This is a genomic window from Undibacterium sp. Ji83W (assembly GCF_049340385.1).
Lineage (GTDB): Bacteria > Pseudomonadota > Gammaproteobacteria > Burkholderiales > Burkholderiaceae_D > Undibacterium.
In genome coordinates, this window is sequence record NZ_JBMPOZ010000008.1 from 1 (window position 1) to 23,278 (window position 23,278).

General features: G+C 48.6%; 27 protein-coding genes. 26 read left to right on the top strand and 1 reads right to left on the bottom strand.

The features are described from left to right. Positions 1–278: 278 nt before the first annotated feature. On the bottom strand, positions 279–401 hold the full coding sequence (locus tag ACO0LD_RS14535) for a hypothetical protein (RefSeq protein WP_423007975.1): 123 nt from the start codon (positions 399–401) through the stop codon (positions 279–281). Between the two features lie 245 nt (positions 402–646). Here ACO0LD_RS14535 and ACO0LD_RS14540 point away from each other — a divergent pair, with 245 nt between their 5' ends. The 26 genes from ACO0LD_RS14540 to ACO0LD_RS14665 all read left to right on the top strand — a co-directional run bounded on the left by ACO0LD_RS14540 (position 647) and on the right by ACO0LD_RS14665 (position 23,174). After that, positions 647–1,495, top strand: coding sequence for a transposase (locus ACO0LD_RS14540; protein ID WP_423007977.1), 849 nt, complete (start codon positions 647–649; stop codon positions 1,493–1,495). 293 nt (positions 1,496–1,788) lie between these two features. Continuing rightward, positions 1,789–2,055 carry a flagellar biosynthesis protein FliQ gene (fliQ, locus tag ACO0LD_RS14545; protein WP_186956848.1) on the top strand — a complete coding sequence of 89 codons (267 nt, stop codon included), beginning with the start codon at positions 1,789–1,791 and terminating at the stop codon, positions 2,053–2,055. A 51-nt stretch (positions 2,056–2,106) separates the two neighbouring features. Next, positions 2,107–2,904: a flagellar biosynthetic protein FliR gene (locus ACO0LD_RS14550; protein WP_423007978.1), complete on the top strand. Its 798-nt coding sequence runs from the start codon at positions 2,107–2,109 to the stop codon at positions 2,902–2,904. Then, on the top strand, positions 2,904–4,010 hold the full coding sequence (locus tag ACO0LD_RS14555) for an EscU/YscU/HrcU family type III secretion system export apparatus switch protein (RefSeq protein ID WP_423007980.1): 1,107 nt from the start codon (positions 2,904–2,906) through the stop codon (positions 4,008–4,010). Before ACO0LD_RS14550 ends, ACO0LD_RS14555 begins: the two co-directional genes overlap by 1 nt. Before the next feature lie 47 nt (positions 4,011–4,057). Next, positions 4,058–6,085, top strand: coding sequence for a flagellar biosynthesis protein FlhA (flhA, locus tag ACO0LD_RS14560; protein WP_423008426.1), 2,028 nt, complete (start codon positions 4,058–4,060; stop codon positions 6,083–6,085). A 47-nt stretch (positions 6,086–6,132) separates the two neighbouring features. Beyond that, entirely contained in the window at positions 6,133–6,879 is a 747-nt protein-coding gene (locus ACO0LD_RS14565; RefSeq protein WP_423007982.1) for a flagellar hook-basal body protein, read from the top strand. A 50-nt stretch (positions 6,880–6,929) separates the two neighbouring features. Then, on the top strand, positions 6,930–7,724 hold the full coding sequence (flgG, locus tag ACO0LD_RS14570; protein WP_423007984.1) for a flagellar basal-body rod protein FlgG: 795 nt from the start codon (positions 6,930–6,932) through the stop codon (positions 7,722–7,724). Then, positions 7,725–8,720 (top strand): flagellar basal body P-ring formation chaperone FlgA, encoded by a 996-nt coding sequence (gene flgA / locus ACO0LD_RS14575; RefSeq protein ID WP_423007986.1) that lies wholly within the window; start codon positions 7,725–7,727, stop codon positions 8,718–8,720. 17 nt (positions 8,721–8,737) lie between these two features. Beyond that, complete coding sequence (locus ACO0LD_RS14580; protein ID WP_423007988.1) at positions 8,738–9,331, top strand: flagellar basal body L-ring protein FlgH; 594 nt, start codon at positions 8,738–8,740, stop codon at positions 9,329–9,331. Between the two features lie 14 nt (positions 9,332–9,345). Next, positions 9,346–10,491 (top strand): flagellar basal body P-ring protein FlgI, encoded by a 1,146-nt coding sequence (locus ACO0LD_RS14585; RefSeq protein ID WP_423007990.1) that lies wholly within the window; start codon positions 9,346–9,348, stop codon positions 10,489–10,491. Positions 10,492–10,510: 19 nt separating this feature from the next. Continuing rightward, a complete protein-coding gene (locus ACO0LD_RS14590) occupies positions 10,511–10,894 on the top strand; it encodes a flagellar basal body rod protein FlgB (RefSeq protein ID WP_423007992.1) in 384 nt (127 codons plus the stop codon). 14 nt (positions 10,895–10,908) lie between these two features. Beyond that, positions 10,909–11,358 (top strand): flagellar basal body rod protein FlgC, encoded by a 450-nt coding sequence (gene flgC / locus ACO0LD_RS14595; RefSeq protein ID WP_423007994.1) that lies wholly within the window; start codon positions 10,909–10,911, stop codon positions 11,356–11,358. Continuing rightward, entirely contained in the window at positions 11,358–11,660 is a 303-nt protein-coding gene (fliE, locus tag ACO0LD_RS14600) for a flagellar hook-basal body complex protein FliE (protein WP_423007996.1), read from the top strand. The genes flgC and fliE overlap by 1 nt, the downstream gene beginning before the upstream one ends. Before the next feature lie 100 nt (positions 11,661–11,760). Next, positions 11,761–13,239, top strand: coding sequence for a flagellar basal-body MS-ring/collar protein FliF (fliF, locus tag ACO0LD_RS14605; RefSeq protein WP_423007998.1), 1,479 nt, complete (start codon positions 11,761–11,763; stop codon positions 13,237–13,239). Between the two features lie 16 nt (positions 13,240–13,255). Next, a complete protein-coding gene (locus ACO0LD_RS14610; RefSeq protein WP_423008000.1) occupies positions 13,256–13,894 on the top strand; it encodes a hypothetical protein in 639 nt (212 codons plus the stop codon). A 2-nt stretch (positions 13,895–13,896) separates the two neighbouring features. Beyond that, positions 13,897–14,856 (top strand): FliH/SctL family protein, encoded by a 960-nt coding sequence (locus ACO0LD_RS14615; RefSeq protein WP_423008002.1) that lies wholly within the window; start codon positions 13,897–13,899, stop codon positions 14,854–14,856. After that, a complete protein-coding gene (locus ACO0LD_RS14620; protein ID WP_423008004.1) occupies positions 14,853–16,205 on the top strand; it encodes a FliI/YscN family ATPase in 1,353 nt (450 codons plus the stop codon). The genes ACO0LD_RS14615 and ACO0LD_RS14620 overlap by 4 nt, the downstream gene beginning before the upstream one ends. 8 nt (positions 16,206–16,213) lie before the next feature. Further along, positions 16,214–16,684 (top strand): hypothetical protein, encoded by a 471-nt coding sequence (locus ACO0LD_RS14625; RefSeq protein ID WP_423008006.1) that lies wholly within the window; start codon positions 16,214–16,216, stop codon positions 16,682–16,684. Positions 16,685–16,698: 14 nt separating this feature from the next. Beyond that, complete coding sequence (locus ACO0LD_RS14630; RefSeq protein ID WP_423008008.1) at positions 16,699–17,859, top strand: hypothetical protein; 1,161 nt, start codon at positions 16,699–16,701, stop codon at positions 17,857–17,859. After that, on the top strand, positions 17,841–18,248 hold the full coding sequence (locus ACO0LD_RS14635; RefSeq protein ID WP_423008010.1) for a flagellar hook assembly protein FlgD: 408 nt from the start codon (positions 17,841–17,843) through the stop codon (positions 18,246–18,248). The genes ACO0LD_RS14630 and ACO0LD_RS14635 overlap by 19 nt, the downstream gene beginning before the upstream one ends. 63 nt (positions 18,249–18,311) lie before the next feature. After that, positions 18,312–19,493, top strand: coding sequence for a flagellar hook protein FlgE (locus ACO0LD_RS14640; RefSeq protein ID WP_423008012.1), 1,182 nt, complete (start codon positions 18,312–18,314; stop codon positions 19,491–19,493). A gap of 56 nt (positions 19,494–19,549) precedes the next feature. Beyond that, a complete protein-coding gene (locus ACO0LD_RS14645) occupies positions 19,550–20,365 on the top strand; it encodes a FliM/FliN family flagellar motor switch protein (RefSeq protein ID WP_423008014.1) in 816 nt (271 codons plus the stop codon). A 92-nt stretch (positions 20,366–20,457) separates the two neighbouring features. Beyond that, positions 20,458–20,841 carry a FliM/FliN family flagellar motor switch protein gene (locus ACO0LD_RS14650; protein WP_423008016.1) on the top strand — a complete coding sequence of 128 codons (384 nt, stop codon included), beginning with the start codon at positions 20,458–20,460 and terminating at the stop codon, positions 20,839–20,841. Between the two features lie 21 nt (positions 20,842–20,862). After that, on the top strand, positions 20,863–21,435 hold the full coding sequence (locus ACO0LD_RS14655; RefSeq protein ID WP_423008018.1) for a flagellar biosynthetic protein FliO: 573 nt from the start codon (positions 20,863–20,865) through the stop codon (positions 21,433–21,435). Positions 21,436–21,550: 115 nt separating this feature from the next. After that, positions 21,551–22,366, top strand: a complete 816-nt coding sequence (fliP, locus tag ACO0LD_RS14660) for a flagellar type III secretion system pore protein FliP (RefSeq protein WP_423008020.1) — start codon at positions 21,551–21,553, stop codon at positions 22,364–22,366. 22 nt (positions 22,367–22,388) lie between these two features. Further along, positions 22,389–23,174 carry a sigma-70 family RNA polymerase sigma factor gene (locus ACO0LD_RS14665; RefSeq protein ID WP_423008022.1) on the top strand — a complete coding sequence of 262 codons (786 nt, stop codon included), beginning with the start codon at positions 22,389–22,391 and terminating at the stop codon, positions 23,172–23,174. The last annotated feature ends 104 nt before the right edge of the window (positions 23,175–23,278 follow it).

A 23,278-nucleotide genomic window follows, 5' to 3' on the forward strand; every position in this document is an offset into this window, starting at 1 on the left:
GTTCGAATGTAGGTCTATGCCGCAAAATAACATACCGTCCTCCCCGTTAAAGTTTCGTTCGCACCTTAACTTTACTCCTTTGGCTAACGCCAGCGGAGGGAGGCGGCTAGATGATTATCAGGTCTTAAGACAAGATAGGGGTCAGGTCTTACATTCATACATTTCCTTAAAAATATGCTATGCTTAACCAAAGCTGGGGTCAGGTCCAACATTACGACATTTCTGACCTGACCGCCATGTCTGTAGATGTTTGATGCACGACGCCCAGCCAGGCAAACTCAGTCAGCCTGCACGGCCTCACCCCGAGGCCGTGCAAACGCTGCCAGCATCTCGGCAAGAACTTCGTCACGTGACTTCACACCAGCCAACACCTGGCCGTGTCGCCAAGCCTGCTCATCCATCACTGCGATGCCCGACAAAGCAAAGGAAGCCGCAGTTTGCTTAAAATCCTCATCCGCCCACGCCAAAGCAATCCAGGCCCGGCGCTGCCGCCGTTCCTCCAGTACCGAGGCAGGCACCACCATAGCAGAATGACACTGTTCCTCAATAGCCATAAAAAAAAGGGGTCAATAAAAAAAAGGGGTCAAAAAAAAGGGGTCAGGTCTTACATTCATACATTCCCTTAAAAACATGCTATGCTTAAATCATGGCAAGACCACTACGATTAGAATTTGCGGGCGCTTTGTATCACGTCACTTCCCGCGGAGACAGGCGTGAAGATATCTATCTGGATGAGGTGGACAGGCAGGAGTGGTTGACGGTGCTTGCAGAGGTGTGTGACCGCTTCAACTGGGTGATGCATGCTTACTGCGAGATGACCAATCATTATCATCTTTTGGTAGAAACCGTGGATGGCAATTTGTCCCGTGGCATGCGTCAGCTCAACGGTTTATACACCCAACGTTTTAATCGTCGCCATAAGCAAGTCGGGCATTTGTTCCAAGGCAGGTACAAAGCCATCCTTGTGCAAAGAGAAGCTCATCTATTGGAATTAACGCGCTACATTGTTCTTAATCCAGTGCGCGCAGGGATGGTGCCTTTGCCGGAGCAATGGCATTGGAGTAGTTATGATTTCTGCGTGCGTGACCAACATGCGCCACCATGGCTGGATACTGACTGGTTGCTTGGGCAGTTTGGCGTTAAACGTGATCAGGCCAGAGTCGCTTACGCAAAATTCGTACTCGACGGTGTGGGTTTGGCGTCACCCTTGCTGGCAACCCGACATCAGCTATTGTTGGGTGATGATGAGTTTGTCGAAAAATACCAGCATCAATTACGGCCTGAAGATCTCAGAGACGTGTCTATCGCACATCGCCGCGCGATTTCTTTGCCTTTACATGCTTACCATGAAAAATTTACTGACCGTAATGAGGCAATGGCCCAGGCTTATCGGTCTGGTGTTTATTCCATGGCTGAAATCGCAGCTTTTTTCTCTGTTCACTATATTACTGTCAGCAGGGCAGTACGGGCATTTGAAGCAAAAGCCCGGCTTTAGCCTTGATGGGGGACTCACGTTTTCTTAATAGGGTTTTTTGAAAAGAGTATGCGATGTTGTTTTTAGTAACTAATTTAATTAATTAGTGAAATGAAAATTATTTCTATAAAAATTTCTTGCATTTAAGAAAAATCTTTAGAGTTTTTATGAAAATGCAAGCGAAGTGTGAGGAAATGTAACTTCCTAATGTACAATAGGTCGAATTATTTATTGGGACGTTGTAGATTGGCGGATGTTTGGCTTTAAGGGGAAAGCAACTTCCTTCAAGTGCCGCTGGTGTAAAGTCATTTGATATGCATTCAGACTTCGCTTTATCGCTCATGGCTGAGCTATTTTGGACCGGCTTGCTAGTGTGCCTGCCCGTGCTTGGTCTGACCATGCTTGTTGGCTTGCTGATAAGTATATTCCAAGTGGTGACACAAATACAAGAGATGTCACTCACTTTTATTCCAAAACTGCTTACAGCGACGATCACTCTGGTCGTGGCGGGGCCATGGATGTTGCGCAAGCTGACGCAGTTTGCGACCAAGCTGTGGACGAATATCCCTCAGATGTTTTGAGTCATGGCGGATTTGGGAAATTTTCTTGCTGACTTTATCGGCAGCAGTGTGATGCTGAAGGCGTTTTTGCTTTCTGTTCGCATTGCTGCTTTGTTGTTGCTGACGCCTATTTTGTATGCGTCCACACTGCCAGCAACTTACCGTACTATCCTGATTTTTAGCCTTAGCCTGGCGCTAGCTTTGGGTATGGCACCAGCCGGTTTGTTTGATGCTGCGCCTGTAGAGACTGGTGCCGGTTTTATTATTCTGGCAGCAGCGCGTGAGCTGGCTTTGGGGGCAACGCTGGCGGTGGGTATTTTTATCAGCTTCGCTGCTATTTCGATTGCCGGGCGAGTGCTGGATATACAAATCGGTTTTGGCATGGCACAGGTGTTTGACCCGCTGACCAGGACGCAATTGCCTATCTTGACGATGGCCTTTAACCAGGTTGCAGTCGTGTACTTTTTTTTGATAAACGGGCATCACACTTTGTTGAGAGCGGTGGCCTATAGCATAGAGCGCTTCCCGTTGGGCAAGGCCTGGTCGATAGAGGCAGTGTCGGTACCGGTATTAAAGCAGGTGGGTGGTTTGTTCAGCCTGGGTTTTGCACTGGCTGCACCCATAGTATTTTGTGTCTTGCTGGTGGAACTGGCGCTGGGTGTGGTAGCGCGTAATTTGCCGCAAATGAATATGTTCGTGATGGGCGTGCCTATCAAGATTGTAGTTGGCCTCGCTGCCTTGTCTTTTGGTTTTGTATTGATGGGCAGCACCATCACGCGCATACAGGGCACTATTTTTCAGAGTTGGGGCGCAGTGTTTGCGGTGGCGGATGCCCGTGCGCTGATGCCATCGGCAGGAAGGTTTGCCTGATGTCTGAGCAGGATTTTGACCGCTCTGAAAAAGCTACCCCCTACAAGCTGCAAAAGGCGAAAGAAAAAGGGCAGGTGGCAAAAAGCCCTGACGTCGTCTCTGTCGCGGTGTTTTTTGTGGTGGTGGTTTTTTTCTATTGGCGTGGCCTGGACGGTATACGGGATTTATTCAAGCTGGACTTGAACCTGCTGTTGCAACTGGGGCAGGGAGATGCTGGTTCAATTAATTACTGGCGCATGTTGCGCACGGTGCTTTTGGATGGACTGTATTTATTGCTGCCGTTTTTTGTTGCCCTGATGTTGACGGCCATTATTAGCAATGTTGCGCAGACAGGCATGATTTTGTCGAGCGAGCCAGTGACGCCTGATTTTAACCGCTTGAACCCGATGAACGGGATCAAGAAGTTTTTTTCAATGCGCTCATTGTTTGATTTGTTCAGGACGTGCTTCAAGCTGATTTTGCTGACTCTGGTGGCGTATTTGGCCTTAAAGCAGATTGGGCCACAGTTATTTCATACTGCCATGTTGCCGCCGCTTGAAATGATCAAGAACATGCAGGTTGATCTGGTGTCGTTGGGTTTCAAGATGACCCTGGTGCTGGCTTTACTGGCATTTCTGGATTTGATGTTTGTGCATCGCGAGTTTGCAAAAAAAATGCGTATGAGCAAACGTGATGTAAAAGATGAAGCAAAAAACCGTGATGGTGATCCGCGCATTCGTTCGCGCTTGCGTGAGTTGCGTCGCGAAATGTTAAAGCGCAGCTTGGCTGCTGCAAAGACAAAAAATGCGGATGTGCTAATCACCAACCCAACGCACCTGGCAATTGCTTTGCGCTATGAACATGGCAAGATGGAATCGCCACAACTGTTGGCAAAAGGTGCAGGTTCTTTGGCGCAGGCGATGAGAAAAATGGCCGTGCGCCACCATATACCGGTGGTGCAAAACAAGGCGCTGGCACGTCAGTTATTCCGTGAAGTGGATTTTGATCAGCATGTGCCCACGCACCTATATGCGGATGTGGCCAAGATCATGATATGGGTATTTGCAATGAGAAAAAATAAAGAAGCCCTTGTTAAAGAAGCCCTTGTAGCAGGGGAAGCAGTTTGAAGCAATTGACGCAACTTTTAGGTAAGCACAGCGATCTGGCACTGGTGATGCTGGTGCTGGGTGTTTTGGTCGTGCTGTTTGCGCCCATCCCCAGCCCTGTCCTCGACTTTTTGATACTGGCTAACTTCAGTTTCGCGTTTTTGATTTTGTTGTTGACGTTTTACATGGCACGTCCGGTGGAGTTTTCTACTTTTCCATCCTTGTTGTTGATTGCGACTTTATTTCGGCTTTCATTGAATGTGGCGGCAACGCGCTTGATCTTGTCGCACGGTGATGCAGGCAAGGTGATTGCGGCGATTGGTGCATATGTTGTCGGTGGCAATTATGTCATTGGCCTGATCGTGTTTTTGATCTTGATCGTGGTGCAGTACGTGGTAATTACCAGCGGTGCGCAGCGGGTGTCTGAAGTTGCCGCTCGTTTTACGCTGGACAGTATGCCAGGTCAACAAATGAGTATCGATGCTGACCTTAACATGGGTTTTATCACCCAGGAAGAAGCACAAAAGAAACGCAAGAACCTGGAAAAAGAAGCAGGCTTTTATGGTGCCATGGATGGAGCCAGCAAGTTCGTCAAGGGAGATGCCATTGCCGGTATCATCATTTTGCTGATCAATATTATCGGTGGCTTGCTGATCGGTATCATGCAGCACGGCATACCATGGGCACAGGCCTTGCAGACTTATACCTTGCTGACCATAGGTGACGGTATCGTGACCCAGGTGCCAGCACTGGTGATTGCGCTGGGTACAGGTATTATCGTGACCCGCTCTGCATCTGACGGCAATCTGAGCCAGGAAGTGTTCCAGCAGATATTGTCTTTCCCTAAAACCTTGCTGCTGGTGTGCGTAGCATTGGGTGGCTTGCTGGTCTTGCCAGGCATACCAGCCGTACCGACACTTGGCTTGTTGAGCTTTGTGTTGTTCGTGACTTATTTTTCGTACAGAAGCAAAACGGCGCGAGAGGCTGAAGGCAGCAAAGAGGGTAATGAGGATGACATTTTAGAAGGCGACAATGTTGCTACCAAGGATGACCCTTACAGTATGTTGCCAGTCGAACCGATAGAAGTGCATGTGGGCAGCAACTGGATACCGCTGATTAATCAATCTGGCAGCCTTTTCATGGACCGGATTGCTGTCTTCCGCAAACAGCATGCGATGGATCTGGGCCTGGTATTGCCGAAGGTGCGCTTTAAGGATGCCAAGAAGTTGCTGGCTGACCGCTATGAAATTTGTATCGATGGCGTGATCGTGGCCAAGGGTGAGGCGAGGTTGAATCAGTATCTGGCGATACATCCTACCGGTGACGTCAAGTCCATACAGGGTGAAGTCACCAAAGACCCTACTTATGGTTTGCCTGCATTATGGATTGACGCCAGCCAGCGTGACAATGCCAGCGCCAACAAATACACACTGGTGGACGGTGAAACAGTATTCCTGACCCACCTGACCGAAGTCTTGCGCCGCGAATCTGCAAACTTGCTGACCAGGGGGGAGACAGACCGTTTGCTGACACGTGTACGTGAAAACCAATCCAGCTTGGTGGATGAGTTGATCCCAACTGTTATTTCTATTAGCGATGTGCAGCGGGTTTTGCAAAATCTGCTGAAAGAAAAAGTCTCCATCCGTCATATTGAGGCGATCCTGGAAACCCTGGCAGATGCAGGTCGAAGCAGCAAGGACACCAATTTTTTGACCGAGATGGTACGCCAGCGTCTGGGTAATGCGATTTGCCAGGGCTTGATGGGTGAAGCGAATGCCTTGCAGGTGATGACGCTGGACCCTGTCATTGAAAGCCAGTTCATGCAGAATCTGCAGACAGCGCGCCAGGATGGCGGGCCGGTCAACAGGTCGTTTGTGCTGGAACCGAAACTGGCAGAACAGTTCATGAGCAAGCTGGTGCAGCAGGCTGACCGTATGATGAAAAGCAATATGCTGCCAGTTTTGTTATGCTCACCTGAGTTGCGGCGCCATATACGTGCGTTGAGTGAGCGTGTTGTGCCGCATTTGCGTGTGTTGTCGATGTCAGAGATTCCTCAGAACATAGAGTTGAAGTCTTTTGGCGTTGTACAACTGTGATGGTTGTTGTTTTGAGATAGCTCAATAGTAAAAGAAAGATGGTAGCGATGAATGGAATTATGGGCGTTGCCCTGCAAAGCATGCAAAACGATGCAGCACGCATGGAGCGTATCAGCATGAACATGGCCAATGCGCTGACGCCTGCTTACAAACGGGAAGTCATCATCGAGCACACTTTTGGTGACCTGGTGCAAACCGGCATGAATGTGGATCAGCAGGCGAGCGCGCTGGAAGTAGTGACAGATCAGCGCCAGGGTACCTTCAAGGTCACTGGCCAGAGCATGGATTTTGCGATTAGTGGCAATGGATATTTTGAAGTATCCACACCACAAGGGCCTGCCTATACACGGCAAGGTAATTTCCGCATTGATGCGCAGGGCCGTATTGTCAATCAGCAGGGTTACCCTGTAATGGGGAAAAATGGCGAGATTGTTGTCCGCACATCCAAACCTGTGGTGGACGCGAGCGGCCTGTTTGCTGAAGATGTCAATGCCGAGGCGGGTAATTTGCCCGCAACTTCTGCAGGACAGTTCAAATTGATGGAATTTGAACATGCAAGTGATTTGATCAAGGTGGGCGACGGCATGCTGACGGCAAGAGAAGGTGTCTGGGGTTCACAAAGTAAAGTGGCACAAATACATCAGGGACAATTGGAAAACGCCAATATCAATTCCATGCAAGAGATGGTGCAAGTGATGCAAACCATGCGCCATTTTGAGTCCATGCAAAGGATTGCCCAGGGTTATGACGAGATGCTGGGTTCCGCTGTCAGAAAACTTGGCGATGTCAGCTGATCGACATGGTTTTGCAAACGAAATGAATGATTTTCACGCAAGGATAAAGAATGTTTGACGCACTATACATAGGCGCTACTGGCATGCAGGCGCAACAGACGAATGTTGATACGATTGCCAATAACCTCGCCAATGCGAATACCAACGGCTTTAAAAAAGGGCGCGTCAGTTTCTCTGACATGATGGTGCCTGATACCAGGTTAACATCACAACTCGGCGGTGCAGACAGCCTGGGTGCTCTGGCACAAAGCGGCAAGTTTGGTGCTGGTGTTGCGATTGCCAGCATGAGCAAATTGTTTGATGCAGGTGAGTTGAAGAAGTCTGATTCGGCATTTGATATCGCGATTCAGGGTGATGGTTTTATCTCTGTAATGATGCCGGACAATTCTATTGCCTATAGCCGTGGCGGTAGCCTGAAAGTCAACAAGGATGGCCAGCTTGCCTTGCAAAGCGGCCAGCCATTGAAGCCGGGTATTACTATCCCTGATGGCGCAAAGAGTTTGCAGATCAGTGCAGACGGCAGGGTGCAAGTCAGCCTTGCAGGGCAAACCGGTATGAGTGATGTCGGCCAGCTTGAACTCGTGCGTTTTGCCAGCCCTGGGCAACTGACAACGCTGGGTGAAAATCTGTATAAAACCAGTGAATCTTCTGGCGAAGCCGTTGCCGGTGTGGCGGGTGAAAACGGTGTTGGCAGCATCATGCAGGGATATGTAGAAGCTTCCAACGTCAAGATGCTGGATGAAATGGTGAATCTGATGATCGCCCAGCGTACTTATGAAGCCAATGTGAAAATCGTGCAGGCGTCAGATGAAATGCTGGGATTAGTAAACAATCTGCGCAAGTAAATGTTTGTGAATACTGCCAAGTTTGCATTGCAGGTATTGTTTGCATGGTGTCTGCTAGTTGACATCGCTGTGGCAAAACCAGTGCAATTGGAATTACGCAGTGTTGTACATGTAAAGTTGGCCAGGCTGGTATTGGCAGATGTGGTGAATGTAGATGCCACCACGCAAAGAGAAGAAGTACAGTTGCTTGCCATGCCCATAGGCACCATGTCGCTGACAGCGGGCAATATGGTGGTGCAGCGCAAGTCGTTGGAGAAGTGGGTAAGACAGCATGCAGGCGCACGCAGCAGGGATATTCATTGGGTAGGTGCTGACGCGGTCAATATCATGTTGCAGACCCAGATCGTGGATGCGGCAAGAATGCGCAGCCATGCCAGGGCCGTGCTTGAGGAGTGGATCACTCTGAACGCTCGCGATGCAGGCAGCAGCAATGTTGCGATCAGGGATCAAGGCGAATTGCAGGCGCTGATGGTACCGGCAGGTGAAGTGAAGCTGAGGATATCGCATTTATCCGAGCCATTAAGCTTACGCAGAAAGTTATCAGTATTGCTAGATGTATTAATATCAGATCAAGTTGTCAAAAGTGTGCCAGTCTTGTTTGAGCTAAGTGGCAGCAGGCAAGCCTATATAGCCAGGCATGATATTGCCAGGGGTGGTGCAGTTTCAGATGCAGATGTGGAATTAAGGGCAGTAGATATCTTCGTGGACGTGAATGAGCCTGTATCGCCAATCAATTTTGCCAAAGCAGCAGTCAGGGCAAAAACAGGTTTGCGTAAAGGTGCAATCTTGAGCCGCGCGAATATAGAAACCGTGCCAGATGTGGCGCGTGGTGATTTTGTTGTATTGCTGGCGCGCGATGGTCTGGTCAGCATAGAAAGCCGGGTAGAGGCAATGCAGGATGGTTATGTGGGACAAATCATCAAGGTGCGCCCCGGTAATTCAAATAATCAAATTCCGGCGAAAATAATTGAGCCGGGAAAAGTGGAGTTGCGTTAATGGAATTGGAAACACGAATGCAAAAGTGGATGGGCATGGTCCGCATGATGTTTATCGCTGCCTGTGTGCTCGGTACGTCTTCTGCGCCTGCATTTGGTGACAGTTTGTACAAGGAATCAACTTACCGTGCGCTGACCTCGGACAACAAGGCTTACCGCCTGGGTGATGTGCTGACTGTACAGGTATTTGAGAATTCGACGGCATCGACCAGTGCCGATACCGGCACACGCAGGAAAGATGGCGTTTCTGCCGAGCTGAGCAAGAATGGCGGCAGCCTGAAGCAATTTGGTATCAATGTCGGCGGTGAATTTGATGGCGGTGGCAAGACACAGCGTAGCAGCAAACTGCTGGCGACACTATCGGTTGCGGTGCGTGAAGTGTATTCCAACGGTGATCTTGGTGTGTCAGGCGAGCAGGCACTGATGGTGAATGATGAAGTGCAAAGAGTGAGCCTGGAAGGCAGGGTACGCCCTCAGGATATCTCTGACCAGAACGTCGTGATCTCTACTCGTTTGTCAGACGCCAAAATCGTCTATGTGGGCGAGGGAGAAGTCACGGATAGGCAGCGCCGTAGCTGGTGGCGTCGATTGCTCGACGGAATGGGTTTGTAATGGGATTACGGAATATGATGTATTTGTTGCAGGCCGGGTTGTTGGCTGCTTTTGTTTTTGCACAGGATGCACAAGCAATCAACCAGACCAAACAAAACGAAGTGCATGACTTGAAAGAAGTCAGGGTCAAGGATATTGGCAAGCTGCAAGGCTGGCGTGAAAACGCCCTGGTCGGGTATGGCATCGTGACTGGTCTGGCAGGGACTGGTGACTCTTCTTCCAACCGCACAACCAGACAAGTGCTGGCAAATGTGTATTCCCAGTTTAATTTGACGATTCCGGTGGAACAGGTACAAAGCCGCAACGTCGCGGTGGTGATGGTCAGTGCTATGCTGCCCGCCTTTGCACGCGAAGGCGAGACGCTGGATGTCACCATTACTTCTGCCGGTGATGCCCGCAGTCTGGTGGGTGGCAGCCTCTTGAGTACACCGCTGAAAGCACCGAATGGCCGCGTGTATGCATTGGCACAAGGTGCATTGTCAGTTGGCGGTTATCGCTATGACGCGAATGGCAACATCATCCAAAAAAATCACCCTACGGTTGGCTCAGTACCAAACGGGGCGATCGTTGAAGTGGGTGTCAGTTCACAAATGCTCAACAAAGACCAAAAGCTCACGTTTATGTTGAGTGAGCCTGACTATACTACCGCCAGCCGTGTGGCCAAAGCTATCAATGCAAAATATGGCCCTATTGCTGTGGCCAGCGATGCATCTGGCATACAGATACAAGTTGCAGATAATCAAAAAGACCAACTGGTGGATTTTATTGCTGACATCGAGAATGTTCTGGTGGAACCAGACCGTCGCGCCAAAGTGGTCATCAACGAACGCACTGGCGTCGTCGTGGCAGGTGGCGATGTACAGATTTCACGAGTGTCGATTTCTCATGGCGATATCAAGATTTCTGTGGCCAGCCAGAATACTGCTTCGCAGCCATTTGTGATTGGTCAGGCAAGTAGCGCAATACGTACTGCGATTGTGACAAATACCAAGCTGGACGTGGACGAAAAGAAAGAGTCTGCATTTTTATCGGAGGGTAATACTGTCGCTGATCTGGTGCGCTCACTGGTACGCATCAAGACTAATACGCGCGACATCATTTCCATACTGAGGGCAGTCAAGGCCGCTGGTGCCTTGCATGCAGAACTGATTATTCAATAATTTTATACGCCCATTATTTATGATTCACAATCTCCAATCCGTGACAACGGCGACTGTAGGCCTGGCGCTGGATGCTGCAACACTCAGGCATCAGGCAATTGCCAATAATATTGCCAATGTCAATACAGAAGGCTATGTTCCCGTGCAAATAAATTTTGCCAGCTACATGGAACAACTGGAACAGCTTTCTGCGCCGACCCAAGGTAAAGGCAGTCAGAAACACAGCATAGGCCAGCTGGAACTGGAACCGGTATTTGATGTGAACGGCAATCCTGCAAAAGTATCACTGGATACTGAAGTGGCCGCCATGGCGCATAACACAGTGCAATACCAGGCTCTGATCAAGGCCTTGAACCGCCACTATGCAATTATGTCCAGCGCAGTCACTGACGGCAAAAAATAATTAAGGATCTACAAATGGATTATCGACAATCATTCGGTATCAGTGCAGTTGGCATGTCTTTTGAGCGCGCCAGGGTGGACGTGGCTGCCATGAACCTTGCCAATGCCAACACAGTGCGGGAAGCAGATGGCACAGGTTACCAGCCACTGCGCGTGATCGCCAGAAGTGCCGCCCCAAGCACCAGTTTTTCAGACATGATTGGTGAAGCCGGTTTGTTCATGATAGGCAATGCCGGTAGAAGCTTTTCTATCGAAGGCGTTGATAAACCGGCGCGCATGGTGCACGAACCTGGACACCCGTATGCCGACGCCAAGGGTTTTGTGGCTTATCCTGCCGTTGATTCAGCAACCGAAATGGTCACCATGATGAGTGCCATGCGAGCTTATGAAGCCAACGTCGCAGCAATGAATACAGCAAGAAACCTGGCGCTCAAAGCGCTGGAAATCGGTGGAGGAAGTAACTGATGCAAGTCGCAAGCATTTCACAATTTATAGCGCCAAGCGCCATCGCTTCAATCGAGCCGCCGGCCAATGCAGCAGCACCAGCACAAAGTTTTGGCAATATGGTGAGCCAGGGTTTGGCACAGGTCAATGAGCAGTTGCAAACCTCACAGACTGATTTGCAAGCACTGGCAACTGGCGATGTGCAAAACCTGCATCAGGTCATGATACGCATGGAAGAAAGCCGTTTGTCATTTCAATTGATGTTGCAGGTCAGGAACCGCTTGCTGGAGTCCTACCAGGACATCATGAAAATGCAGATATAGATAGCTATTGCCTGATGTCGCTTGAGTTTAAAGTAGCGGCATTGAATTGAAAGACAGGATGCCTTCATGGCATCTTTTGTAATCGTGGTTGGAGTAGGTTGTGATTAAAAATTTTTGGAATACGCTAAGCAGTTCTGCCCGGATTGGTTTCGTAGGCGGACTGTTGGCTATTTTTGTCATTACCGCGTGGTGCGCGGTATGGTTGCTGCGCACGGATTATCAGGTGCTTTTTTCTGACCTGAAACCACAGGATAGTGCCGCCATGGTGGCAGAACTGGATCGCCTGAAAATCCCTTACAAGATAGGTGAGGGCGGCAATGCTATTCTGGTTGACAAAGAAATCGTACACACAACGCGGCTTAAACTGATGGGAAAAGAAATACCCCTGAATGGTGCGGTTGGTTTTGAGTTGTTCAATAGCAGCGATTTTGGTATGACAGAATTCGCGCAAAAGATTAATTTTCAGCGCGCCTTACAAGGTGAAATTACCCGTACCATTTCTTCGCTGGACGAAGTCAAGGACGTGCGCGTCCATCTTGCCTTGCCTGAAGAAGCATTGTTTAAGCGCAGCAATAATAAACCCAAGGCAGCGATTACCATCGCTTTAAAGCCCGGCAAGAAACTGAGACAGGAACAAATTACCGGCATACAAAGACTGGTGGCAGCGGCTGTACCCGGCATACAAATTCAGGATGTCACGATCGTTGACCGCCAGGGTGTTGCCTTGACGCGCAATAATGCCGTCCCAGGCGAGGTAGAGTTAAGTACAGGTAATCTCGATCTTAAAAAAGATACCGAGACTTTGTTGGCACATAAAGTCAATGAGGTGCTGGAGCATAGCTTTGGTGCAGGCCAGGCAATGGCAAGTGTTGATGTGGTCTTGAACATGGACCAGATTCGTGTGACGACTGAAAACGTGATCGCGGCGCCTGCAACTGCAGGGCAGACGCCGACTGGCATCATCATCCGCGAAAAAGAAACTGTGAAAGAATCAGGCGCGCCTGCGGACGTATCGCAACCACAGAATGCCCGCGGTGGCAGTTCACAAAGAGAAACTGAGTATCAGGTTGGTCGTAAGGTTGAACAGGTAGTTGGACAACCAGGTTCCATACAAAAAATTAATGTGGTGGCTGTTGTACGCAAGTCCCTGGATGAAGCCGAGACTGAAAAAGTGAAGGCCCTGGTTGCTGCAGCAGTTGGTGTGGTTGCAGAACGTGGCGACACTGTCGTGGTACAAAGTCTGCGTGCTTTGCCCGGTCAGGATGTCAAATTGACAGATGCATTTGCCAATACAACTGAGCAAGCCGCTACGGCCAAAGCAGACGTGGCACCACAAGATGCGCGACAGTTGGCAGCAGAACTTGACACCTTCAAGATCATTACCAGCTTATTGGCTATACTCGCTGTGCTTGTACTGGTCATGTACCTGGTGCAATTGTCTGCCAAAAATAAAAATAATGCCGCCTCCATGAACAGTCAGCAACGCGAACAGGCCTTGAAGCAGATTCAAGACTGGATGCGTCAGTCAGAAGCCAATGCTTCCGCAGAATCTGTTGCTGATATTAAACAGCGCAGTTAAGTTTTTCATTGAGAATATGATGCAAATTTCTGAAAATACCCGGCGCTCTGCCTTGTTGCTGCACTCTATGAGTGAAGCTGACAAGCAATGGGTACTGGGCAATCTGGATGGTAGAGATACTCAGATACTGAATCAATTGCTGAGTGAATTGAACGAATTGGGCTTGCCAGCAGACCAGGAACTGCTGTCTGACCTCAATAACATGGACAAAACTGTACGTGTATCTTCAATGAAGATGACATGGTCGGCAAATGTAGCTGATCTAAGTGTGGATCAACAAATAGCCTGTCTGAATACCGCTGATTACCGTGATATTTTCCGGGTGCTGGTAGATGAATCGGCTGAGTTGCTGGCTTATTTCTTGCAAATTTACCGTTGGACTTGGGAAAAAGAATTCCTCGCATGTTTTGATGCCAGCATGTCGCGTCGAATTCAAGAGGCAAGGGCTGCCATTAAAGAGCCCTATTTGTCAGAACCAGATGCACGTGCAAAAAAATTGCAGCAGGCCTTGATTGCGGAAATTATCCAGCAAGTTCCAGCTCCCCGTGCTGCTACCTCACAAGCTGACGTATTAGAAAATAGTGGTATGTTTGCGCATTTGTTGCGCCGCCTGGGTTTTGGCAGCAAAACTACTTTCATGCGTAAGGAATACTGAGTATGAAGGGGCAACCGACAATTAAAAAGAATATGCAGGTTCTGCGTGATGTGCTGGTGCACAACCATGTGCATACTTTGCACAGGCCTGGCAAAGCTGTAGAAAAGAATTTTTCTGTAAAAAATAAAGTCGAGAGTGATATTCGTCCAATCGACAGCAAACCTGCATCCGTGAATTTTGGTTTGCCAGTAACGCCAAACAAATTGCCGCTCGTTGACCGCTACGAAGAGGGGTATCTGGCAGGTAAAATCGAAGGTCACGCGTTGGCCGTGCGCGAAGTCGAGCAAAAGTTGCAGGCAGAACTGGATGGCAAGCGCGAGCAGTTGTTTCAGGAAGCATACAAGCTAGGCCAACAGCAAGGATTTGCCAATGGACAAAAAGAAGGCCTGACGGCAGCACAAAATGACGCTGCCGAATTGAAGGAAAACTTGCACCAGCATCTGGCGCAGTTCGAACAAATTCTTGCCAGCTTACCAGTGCAACTCGATAATTACATGCGGGATGCAGAAGATGAGCTGGTGACATTGTCTTTTGCTGCCGTCACCAAAATTTTGGGTGATTCCCTGAGTTCTGAAACGGCCATCCGCGAGTTGATCAACTCCCTTGTCAAGCAGCATTTAACAGATACAGAATTTGCCGTCCATCTGCATCCAGATGACTATGCGTTGATGGTTGCCGCAAACTCCGGCTCCACAGCCGGTAATACATCTGCTGCGGGAAAAATAACCGGTCCCTATCAGTTCCGCTGGGTGTCAGATGCCAATATCAAATTGGGCGGCTTGATTATACGGTCCAGTGAACAAAGCCTGGATGCAAGACTGGATTTCCAGATAGAGGTCTTGAAGCAAGGTCTGCTGCAAGCAAGAAACCAACGCAAGAACAAGCTGCAGCATGAGCATGCACAAACTCGGGTAGCTGGGGCAACTGCCAGCGATCAGACAGCAGCGACAGGCGCAGCGTGATCAGACTCAACGAATACCACGCGCAATTGAATAAATCCATTTTCATCAAGCGGATAGGGCAAGTGCGTCAATTTAGTGGTTTGTCGATCGAGGTAACTGGCTTGAATGCGACAGTGGGAGAGCTGTGCTCTATCTATCCCAAGCGTGGTGAATATCAGGGCAATGAAGCTGCCGAGCCCATCATCGCAGAGGTGATCGGCATAGGTGCTGGTTACCTGACCTTGATGCCGTACGGATCGGTACAAGGACTGGCTGCAGGTTGCGAAGTCGTAGCCGATGGTGCCTATGCAGAGATCGGTGTCGGTCAAGAATTGCTGGGTCGTGTTATCGATGGTTTTGGTCAGGCTCTGGATGGCTTGCCACCAGTGCGCACGCAATTGAAAAAGCCTTTAAAAGCGGCACCTATCAATCCTATGCAAAGGCCAAGGATAGAAAAAGTTCTAGAAACCGGCATACGCTGTATTGACTCCTTGCTGACGATAGGCAAGGGGCAAAGGGTCGGTATTTTCGCCGGTAGCGGTGTCGGTAAAAGTACGCTGCTAGGTATGGTCGCCCGTCATGTCAAGGCGGACGTCAATGTTATTGCCTTGATCGGTGAGCGTGGCAGGGAAGTGCGGGAATTCATCGACAAGCAACTGGGCGTTGAAGGAATGAAGCGCTCGGTGGTAGTGGTGGCAACTTCCGACCAGCCAGCCTTGGCGCGTATCCGTGCAGCTTACGCTGCTTTGGCAATTGCCGAGTACTTCCGGGACCAAGGTTTGCAGGTATTACTGACTATGGATTCGGTCACTCGCTTTGCCATGGCCAGGCGTGAAGTCGGTTTGTCGGCGGGTGAGCCACCAACTGCGCGTGGTTATACGCCTTCTGTTTTTGCAGAATTACCCGAGCTTTGTGAACGTTGCGGCACTGCAGATAGCGGGGGGGCAATTACAGCATTGATGACTGTGCTGGTGGAGGGGGATGACCTGAACGAGCCTATTTCAGACAGCCTGCGTTCTATACTTGACGGTCATATCGTATTGGCGCGGCAACTTGCGCACAAGGGGCAGTACCCGGCGATTGATATTCTAAAAAGCGTCAGCCGTGTGATGCCGGATATTGTCAGCCAAGAACAAAAAATGCTGGCGATTGAAACCGTTAAACAAATGGCTGTACTGGAACGCAACCGCCAGATGGTGGATATAGGTGCCTATCAGGCGGGCAGTAACCCGGCATTGGATCAAGCCTTGCAGATTGAAACCCAATTGCTGAATTGGCTGAAGCAGGATGAAGGTGGATTTCTGCGTGATCAGGCAATACAAAATCTTGGTAATATTGTAGGCAGCCAAATGGCAAGAGGACGCGTATGAGTTCCAGTGTGGATTTGCGTGGTTTTACCTACCAGTTGGATCCAGTCCAGAAGCAGGCACAATGGAAGCTGGACATACTGGAGATTGATCTGGCGAAGGCACAACACGAAGTGCAGCAGTGCGAGCAACTGATAGAGCAACTGAAACTGCGTGAACAAGAGCAGGCGCAATTGGCGCGTACATCATGGCATAGCCATATGAATGTTTCGGTGCACCAATCTGCCCTGGAATTTTTATTGACACTCAAAGCCGAGATGTTGATCAAGCAGGAAGAACTGATTAGTTTGCAAAATAAATGCAGTTTAATCCGGCAGGAATGCATTAACTTGCAACAGAAAATGGAATTGTTTGATTCGCATCGTCAAGAATGTTTGGACGAATATATTCTTGAGCAATTGCATCAGCAAAATGCAGAAATCGACCGGGATTGGAATGCCAGAAGTATGTGGAGAGCAAAGAAAAGAGAGGCAAACCTATGAGCTTGACGACATCTTTGAGCTTGAATCAGGATTTGTCCGCCAAAAGCTTGCGCCTGCGCACGGACAATAGTGGCGTGCCGGATATAGCGAAGCAGCAAGCCTGGTTAAGGGCGATGGAACAATCGCAAATGCAAGAGTGGCTAAGGCAAGGCTTGACTGCCAGGGGGGGGCACGACACGCCCGTAGCTGAGGACACATCCAACGCACGTGAGCTAAGTCAAAAGCATCATCAGGACGATGCTGAGAAAACTGGTGACCGCGAAACAGTGAATGATGCGCAAGCAGATTCCCGCTCAAATGGAAGTGCCAAACAAGCGGCATCGATTGAGGGAGTGGATAAAAGAAATTTTGTCGCCCAAGATGCAAGAGCGAACGAGGCTTTACCGGCTGCAAGCTCAGTTCAACGAAGTTCTTCTGACTCAACGGTGGCTGAAGTCGAAAATGAAAACTCTGAGGTAAAGCAGCAGGTATCTGCGTCGGGCATGACAGCATTTGCTGCAAATAATTTAGCCTCTTCGCCTGGAACGGTGCAGTCGTCTATAGCCACTGGAAGTGCACTGCCATTAGCCGGGGAGTTTGCTCAGGGCGGGCAAGCTGTGCAAACCATTAAAATTGCGCTGCAAGAAATGACAGGCATTGAAGCAAAGATCGTCTCTGCTGAATCATTGAATCAAATGGCTGATGTAGATAAACAAACAAATCAGCCTGTGAGCAGGTTGGCCGCCAGCTTGTCAAAAATGGAAACTGATACTGCTGAGCTCGAAAAAAGCGCGATCAAAGAAGAGTCTGCAAGTGCGAAAGCGGCAGATAATGCGGAATCTCTTCCCGAAGAACACCAGGTTATCCGTTTTCATGCAGAATGGAGTGAAGAAGGTTTGCGCCTCTGGTTGGGTATAAACAGCAACGCCAATATTGATAAAGCGCAACTGACAAAACAATTGCATGACTGGGTTGCCAAACAGAATGTGCAATTGTTAGCCCTGATATGGAATGGTGAGCAATTGCCTAAGAATGTGATTGCCCAGATGTTAAAAGAAGGTGCTAATCCGTCAGCATCGTCGCTCACCAATAGCAAGCCTAGTGATGTTGCAAATGCACCAGGTGTTGAAGATACTCATTATTTTTTAAATTCTTATTTACAAGCAAAGGAGATGCAATGGCCATCAGTTCAGTAGGTAGTGCATCATCTGCTACCAATAACCTGCAAGCGAATAATCTAGGGATTCAGGATTTCTTGAAGATTTTGCTGACTCAGCTCAATTATCAGGACCCTATGAAACCCATGGACAATCAACAGTTCATGGCGCAAATGGCGCAGTTCACCACTTTGCAGCAGACCCAGCAATTGAATACGAATATCGAGCACCTGATCAATAACCAGGCGTCTTTACAATCGGTAGGTTTGATCGGCCGTACGGTGGATATTGCGACACAAACCGGAACTTTGACCGGCGTTGTCGCTGGATTATCACTCAGCGGTGATTCGCCGATGTTGACTTTGACTACCACGAGTGGATTGAAGATAGACAATATCGGCCTGGATCAAATCATTAATGTACGCTGATTGCTTATGCCCTGAGTACGTTTGGCACGCTTAAAATAATTCGAAATTAAAGAAGGAAAAATTATGCTTGATTCTATCTACATTGGTATGAGTGGTTTGCAAGGTTACTCCCGTGGCCTGAAAGTGATTGCAAATAATACGGCCAACATCAACACCCCTGGGTTTAAAAGCTCCAGCATACAGTTTGGCGATATGTTCTATGCCAATGGTGACCAGAGCGGCACTTCAAAAGGTACTTTTGGCTCCAGCGGCCATGGCCTTGTGACAGGTGGAACCACGCTGAACTTCAAGCAAGGCGAGCTCAGGCAAACTGGTAACACTCTAGACCTGGCCGTGGATGGTGAAGGCATGTTCACTCTGAAAGATGCCAATGGCAAGCTGCACTACACACGTGCTGGCCAGTTTGAATTCAATTCCAGTGGCGTACTGGTCAACCGCCTTGACGGTAGCAAAGTCATGGGCCGTGATGCTAACGGCGCACTGGCCGAAATTACTGTTAACGGCACACGTTCTTCCAATTCCAAGGCAAGCACATCCGTTACTTTTAAAGGTAATGTTGACATCAATAGCACTACAGTCAGTGTTGGTTCTGTCAAGGTCATCGATAACGCTGGCGGCGAGCATAATCTGACGACCAAGCTGACAAAAACAAGTACCGATAACTGGTCTGTTGACGTTTCTGAAAATGGCGTTTCAGTCGGCACGGGCGCTATTGTATTTTTGAATGGAAAAACCGTTCTGGCAAATTCAAAAGTCACGATCAACTATACACCGGCAGGGATGACCAGTATGCCATTAACGCTGGACTTCAGTACTGATGTAACCTCCTTTGCAACCAGTCCTAATCTGACAGCACTGGCGTTCAATACACAAGATGGTTTTTCTGCCGGTAATTTGACGGGAGCCAGTTTTGATGCAAATGGCGTGTTGGTCATGACTTATTCAAATGGCCAGACCAGCAAGGGCAATCGCCTTGCATTGAGCCGTTTCGATACTGTGGATGCTGTCCAGGCCGTGGGTGGCAATCAGTTCGATTCGACTGATCCTACTGCCTGGCACTCTGGCAGCGCTGGCGAAAACGGTTTTGGCAGCGTCAAATCAGGCGTTGTTGAAATTTCCAACGTTGATCTTTCACAAGAGTTCAGTGACCTCGTGATCATGCAACGAGGCTATCAAGCCTCATCACAAATCATTACGACTGCGAATGAAATGCTGCAAGAACTGTTTGCAATGAAGGGTAAATAGTAGTGTCTGGAGTAAATGCTAAATCTCAAATCTTAACCCCAGGCGAACTGTTCAAGATGCGCTGGTGGGCTGCCGGGCAGCTGGATTTGATTTGCAAAAAAATTGATGCGGTCAATGCTGACTGGAGCAAGGATTGGCTGGCGAATGGCGAAAGCCATTCAGCCCAAGCCAAGCTCGCTTCAGCATCACCAAAAAATCAAGCGATGCTGGGTGGTTGGCGTCAGGTATCTGGGGTGAGTGCACAAATATTCTGGATGCAAATCCCTCCAAGGCATCTGGAACATCTGCAAGATGCCATGTTTTCAGCAAGTGGGTCTGCATCAATCTCTTCCAAGTCCAAGGGAGTTATTGGCAAGAGTGTGGCAAGCCAAGCCTGGGAAGAATATCTGGGCAAATTGAGTGACTTGCTGTCGCCCGCACAAGTCGATATGTCAACCGGCATGCCGCCAGAAAATCTGTTCAAGGCATGGTCAGGGGCTGTGCAACTGGAAATGCAATGGTGTGGAGTGAAGCTGGTGTTGGTGCTGAATCAAGCCTGTGTTGAGCAATTGCTGGGGCCAGATGTATTGGCAGGGAGTGAAAACAAGCGTAAGTTGCCACGTACCGCGCCGACCAGTAAGTTACACTCTATCACACAAGCTGTTCAGCATAAAAAAGTACGTATTCGTGTCGAGCTTAGCCCTTGCGAAATTGAACTCGGTAATTTGCAGCAGATACAAGTGGGCGATGTGATTCCATTGCCGCATGGCCTTGAACAACCTTTACAAGTCAAATTTGCCAGCGGCGAGGCGCTTTGCCTGGCATTTCTAGGGACAAGGGCAAATAAAAAAGCGATAGAAGTTTTAGCTCCATCCCCTGCGATAAAGTCCTGACAGAGGTAAATTCGATGGTTGTGTAAAAAGCTATTGTTATTATTCCCAAGCTTGCTCTTGCTGTTTTGTAGTATTTAAGAAATGAATGAAATATGAACCAACATCCTGAAACCTCCGCATCCAGTTCCGGAACGCCAACAGCCGCACAAGATGCAGTTGAAATTCAAATGATCAAATTGCCGGAGCTTGATACACAAGACCAGGCTGCCACAAATAAGTCTGCGCCAGTAATGACGACAATCAATCCATTGCATACAGTGAAGGCAAGGTTGCAGGTCTATGTCGGTGATGTTGAAATGACCGTGGGTGAATTATTAGCCTTGAAGCAGCATCAGATTGTCACGCTAGGTACTGATGTAGAGCAGGCAATTGATCTGGTTCTGGAAGGACATACCGTTGCCAGGGGTAATCTGGTCGCCGTTGACGGGCAATTCGCAATTCAGATTTCTGAATTACCTGTTCCCTTGAAAGCCTGACCTCAGCACCAGGCAATGATCGTGAACTCCTTTTTGAAATTTTCTCGTCAAGTTGGCGGCCTATGCATCCTTAGCCTCTTGATGTTGTGTGTAAACGCGAAGTCGCAGACAGTAGCTGGGGTGAGTACGCCTGCTGTGCAAATTGCAGCTGCTGCGTCGATTGCATCGGCTTCGCCAGCTATATTGGCAACCCCTGCTTCACCAATGCAGTTGTCGGCGAATATCCCTGTGATCCGTGATAACGGCAAAGGTAAAACAGATGATATTTCATTTGCCTGGCTGATCACTGTGCTTGCCTTGATTCTCGCCTTCGCCTATGTCGTCATTAAATTTAAATCAGGTACATTTAATTTAGGCGGGCGACTTCCAGGGCTGGATAAGAAAAGCACCAATTCAGAATTGAAAATAAAGAAGCAACTCATGTTAACGGCAAAAACCAGTATCCATCTGATTAGCTGGAATGGTGACGAATTACTCATCGCCTGTTCAGATAATCAGGTAACTGTACTCGACAAAAAGAAAATGGATTTGCCAACTATATCTGACGCTAATGCAGAGACTGAATTTTCACCTCAACAAAACGGACAGACATAATATGAGCAATAAAATGTCGATCCACCGCTTTTTACTTTGCTGCTGCCTGCCATTATTTTTTTGGTATAGTTTTACATCTCCAGTGTACGCTCGAGATGCAGCTTTAGAATCCTTTGTGACTCAAAGTGCACCCGAAACAACGACTCCAGCAACAGAGCAAAACAAAGAAGAGATCAAGGAAAAAGTCGAGGCTTTGCCTGCGCTGAAACCTGCTGCTACCAGCACGGTAAAAACTGTCACTACCATCGCTTCGCCTGTTGAATCGCTGTCAAATAAATTAAAACCATCCATCCTCGCTGCTGGCGATACCAATCAGGCGTTGCGAGTTATTTTGGGTCTGACGGTATTGGCAGTCTTGCCTGCTATCTTGGTGTCCATGACGGCTTTTTTGCGCATCATCATCGTGTTGTCAATGTTGCGGCACGCGATTGGGATGCAAGAAACACCTCCTAATTCTGCCATGATAGGCCTTGCTTTATTCATGACATTATTTACCATGGCTCCGACTTTGCAGACAATTAATGACCAGGCTTTTCAGCCTTTCATGTCCGGCAAGATGAATGCAGAAGTGGCTTATGAAAAAACCAGCGTGCCCATGCGCGAATTCATGGTCAGGCAAACGCGGGAGCAAGATTTGGCATTGATGGTGGAATTGTCAAAGTCCAAGCCACCTGAAACTATGGACGATATCAGCAATTTGCAATTGATACCGGCATTCATGCTGTCAGAACTTCGAGCTGCGTTTCAAATTGGTTTCGTCATTTTCCTGCCTTTTTTATTGATAGATTTGGTGGTATCGAGCATCTTGATGGCGTTGGGCATGATGATGATGCCCCCCATCTCGATTGCTTTACCTTTAAAGATACTCATGTTCGTATTGATCGATGGCTGGAGCCTGGTATTAAAAGCACTGGTTGGTTCATTCCATTAACATTCCATTCACGGCTTACGTAATGGCAGGCAATGCTAATGAGGACATACTAGTGCAAGGGACGGATTCTGAGGAATCTGAAGCAGTGTTATGGGCGAACTGGAAAACAAACGCGGACTTTGCTGCAAGAGAGCAGCTTATTGAAATCTACATGCCGTATGCCAAGTCGGTCGCCGCATCGATGTATGTGAAGCGCTATGGAAATGATGTTGAGTTTGCCGAATACAATCAAATTGCTCTGGTCGGCATGCTGGATGCGATGGAAAGATTTAATCTCGGGGCAGGAACAAAATTTACCAGTTTTGCCGGGCCAAGAATGCGCGGTGCCATCCTTAACAGCATGGAAGTTCATTCCGAAAAACATCAACAAATCAGCGTGCGTCAACGCCTTAATGCACAACGGATGGCTGCCAGTAAGGAAATGGCCTTACTGACAGATAGTGCAAATCCGGATGATAGTGAACAGATTTTTCGTTGTTTGGCGGAGGTTGGCCTGGGGTTGGCACTCTCCTGGCTGCTCGACGACAGCGGTATGGTAAGCAATGAGGGACTCACATCTCTGGTGCCACCAGTTTACGAAAGTTTGGAACTGAAACAATTGCAAGAGCAAATTCGTTCTCTTGTAGAGCAGTTGTCGAGACAAGAGCAAAAAGTTGTGCGATATCATTACCTGCAAAGTACGCCCTTTGAAGAAGTCGCAGAAATAATGAATGTAAGCAAGGGAAGGGTTTCTCAAATCCACCAATCCGCTTTGAAAAATCTGAAAAGACTTTTGGCCGCGCAAAGGGATTGCGACTTGGCCTGTTGAACGGACTACTAAGTCTGTGCAAACAATAAAATGCGAGAATACAATCTTCCCGGCATGGGAAACGAAAGAGATAGATGATGACCAACAAAACGGCCGCGCAGGAG

Excerpts from the sequence above, each read along its gene's own strand:
- ACO0LD_RS14535 (WP_423007975.1), bottom strand. The coding sequence starts at position 401 with ATGGATGAGCAGGCTTGGCGACACGGCCAGGTGTTGGCTGGTGTGAAG.
- ACO0LD_RS14540 (WP_423007977.1), top strand. The coding sequence starts at position 647 with ATGGCAAGACCACTACGATTAGAATTTGCGGGCGCTTTGTATCACGTC.
- fliQ (WP_186956848.1), top strand. The coding sequence starts at position 1,789 with ATGCATTCAGACTTCGCTTTATCGCTCATGGCTGAGCTATTTTGGACC.
- ACO0LD_RS14550 (WP_423007978.1), top strand. The coding sequence starts at position 2,107 with ATGCTGAAGGCGTTTTTGCTTTCTGTTCGCATTGCTGCTTTGTTGTTG.
- ACO0LD_RS14555 (WP_423007980.1), top strand. The coding sequence starts at position 2,904 with ATGTCTGAGCAGGATTTTGACCGCTCTGAAAAAGCTACCCCCTACAAG.
- flhA (WP_423008426.1), top strand. The coding sequence starts at position 4,058 with ATGCTGGTGCTGGGTGTTTTGGTCGTGCTGTTTGCGCCCATCCCCAGC.
- ACO0LD_RS14565 (WP_423007982.1), top strand. The coding sequence starts at position 6,133 with ATGAATGGAATTATGGGCGTTGCCCTGCAAAGCATGCAAAACGATGCA.
- flgG (WP_423007984.1), top strand. The coding sequence starts at position 6,930 with ATGTTTGACGCACTATACATAGGCGCTACTGGCATGCAGGCGCAACAG.
- flgA (WP_423007986.1), top strand. The coding sequence starts at position 7,725 with ATGTTTGTGAATACTGCCAAGTTTGCATTGCAGGTATTGTTTGCATGG.
- ACO0LD_RS14580 (WP_423007988.1), top strand. The coding sequence starts at position 8,738 with ATGCAAAAGTGGATGGGCATGGTCCGCATGATGTTTATCGCTGCCTGT.
- ACO0LD_RS14585 (WP_423007990.1), top strand. The coding sequence starts at position 9,346 with ATGATGTATTTGTTGCAGGCCGGGTTGTTGGCTGCTTTTGTTTTTGCA.
- ACO0LD_RS14590 (WP_423007992.1), top strand. The coding sequence starts at position 10,511 with ATGATTCACAATCTCCAATCCGTGACAACGGCGACTGTAGGCCTGGCG.
- flgC (WP_423007994.1), top strand. The coding sequence starts at position 10,909 with ATGGATTATCGACAATCATTCGGTATCAGTGCAGTTGGCATGTCTTTT.
- fliE (WP_423007996.1), top strand. The coding sequence starts at position 11,358 with ATGCAAGTCGCAAGCATTTCACAATTTATAGCGCCAAGCGCCATCGCT.
- ACO0LD_RS14610 (WP_423008000.1), top strand. The coding sequence starts at position 13,256 with ATGATGCAAATTTCTGAAAATACCCGGCGCTCTGCCTTGTTGCTGCAC.
- ACO0LD_RS14615 (WP_423008002.1), top strand. The coding sequence starts at position 13,897 with ATGAAGGGGCAACCGACAATTAAAAAGAATATGCAGGTTCTGCGTGAT.
- ACO0LD_RS14635 (WP_423008010.1), top strand. The coding sequence starts at position 17,841 with ATGGCCATCAGTTCAGTAGGTAGTGCATCATCTGCTACCAATAACCTG.
- ACO0LD_RS14640 (WP_423008012.1), top strand. The coding sequence starts at position 18,312 with ATGCTTGATTCTATCTACATTGGTATGAGTGGTTTGCAAGGTTACTCC.
- ACO0LD_RS14645 (WP_423008014.1), top strand. The coding sequence starts at position 19,550 with ATGCGCTGGTGGGCTGCCGGGCAGCTGGATTTGATTTGCAAAAAAATT.
- ACO0LD_RS14650 (WP_423008016.1), top strand. The coding sequence starts at position 20,458 with ATGAACCAACATCCTGAAACCTCCGCATCCAGTTCCGGAACGCCAACA.
- ACO0LD_RS14665 (WP_423008022.1), top strand. The coding sequence starts at position 22,389 with ATGGCAGGCAATGCTAATGAGGACATACTAGTGCAAGGGACGGATTCT.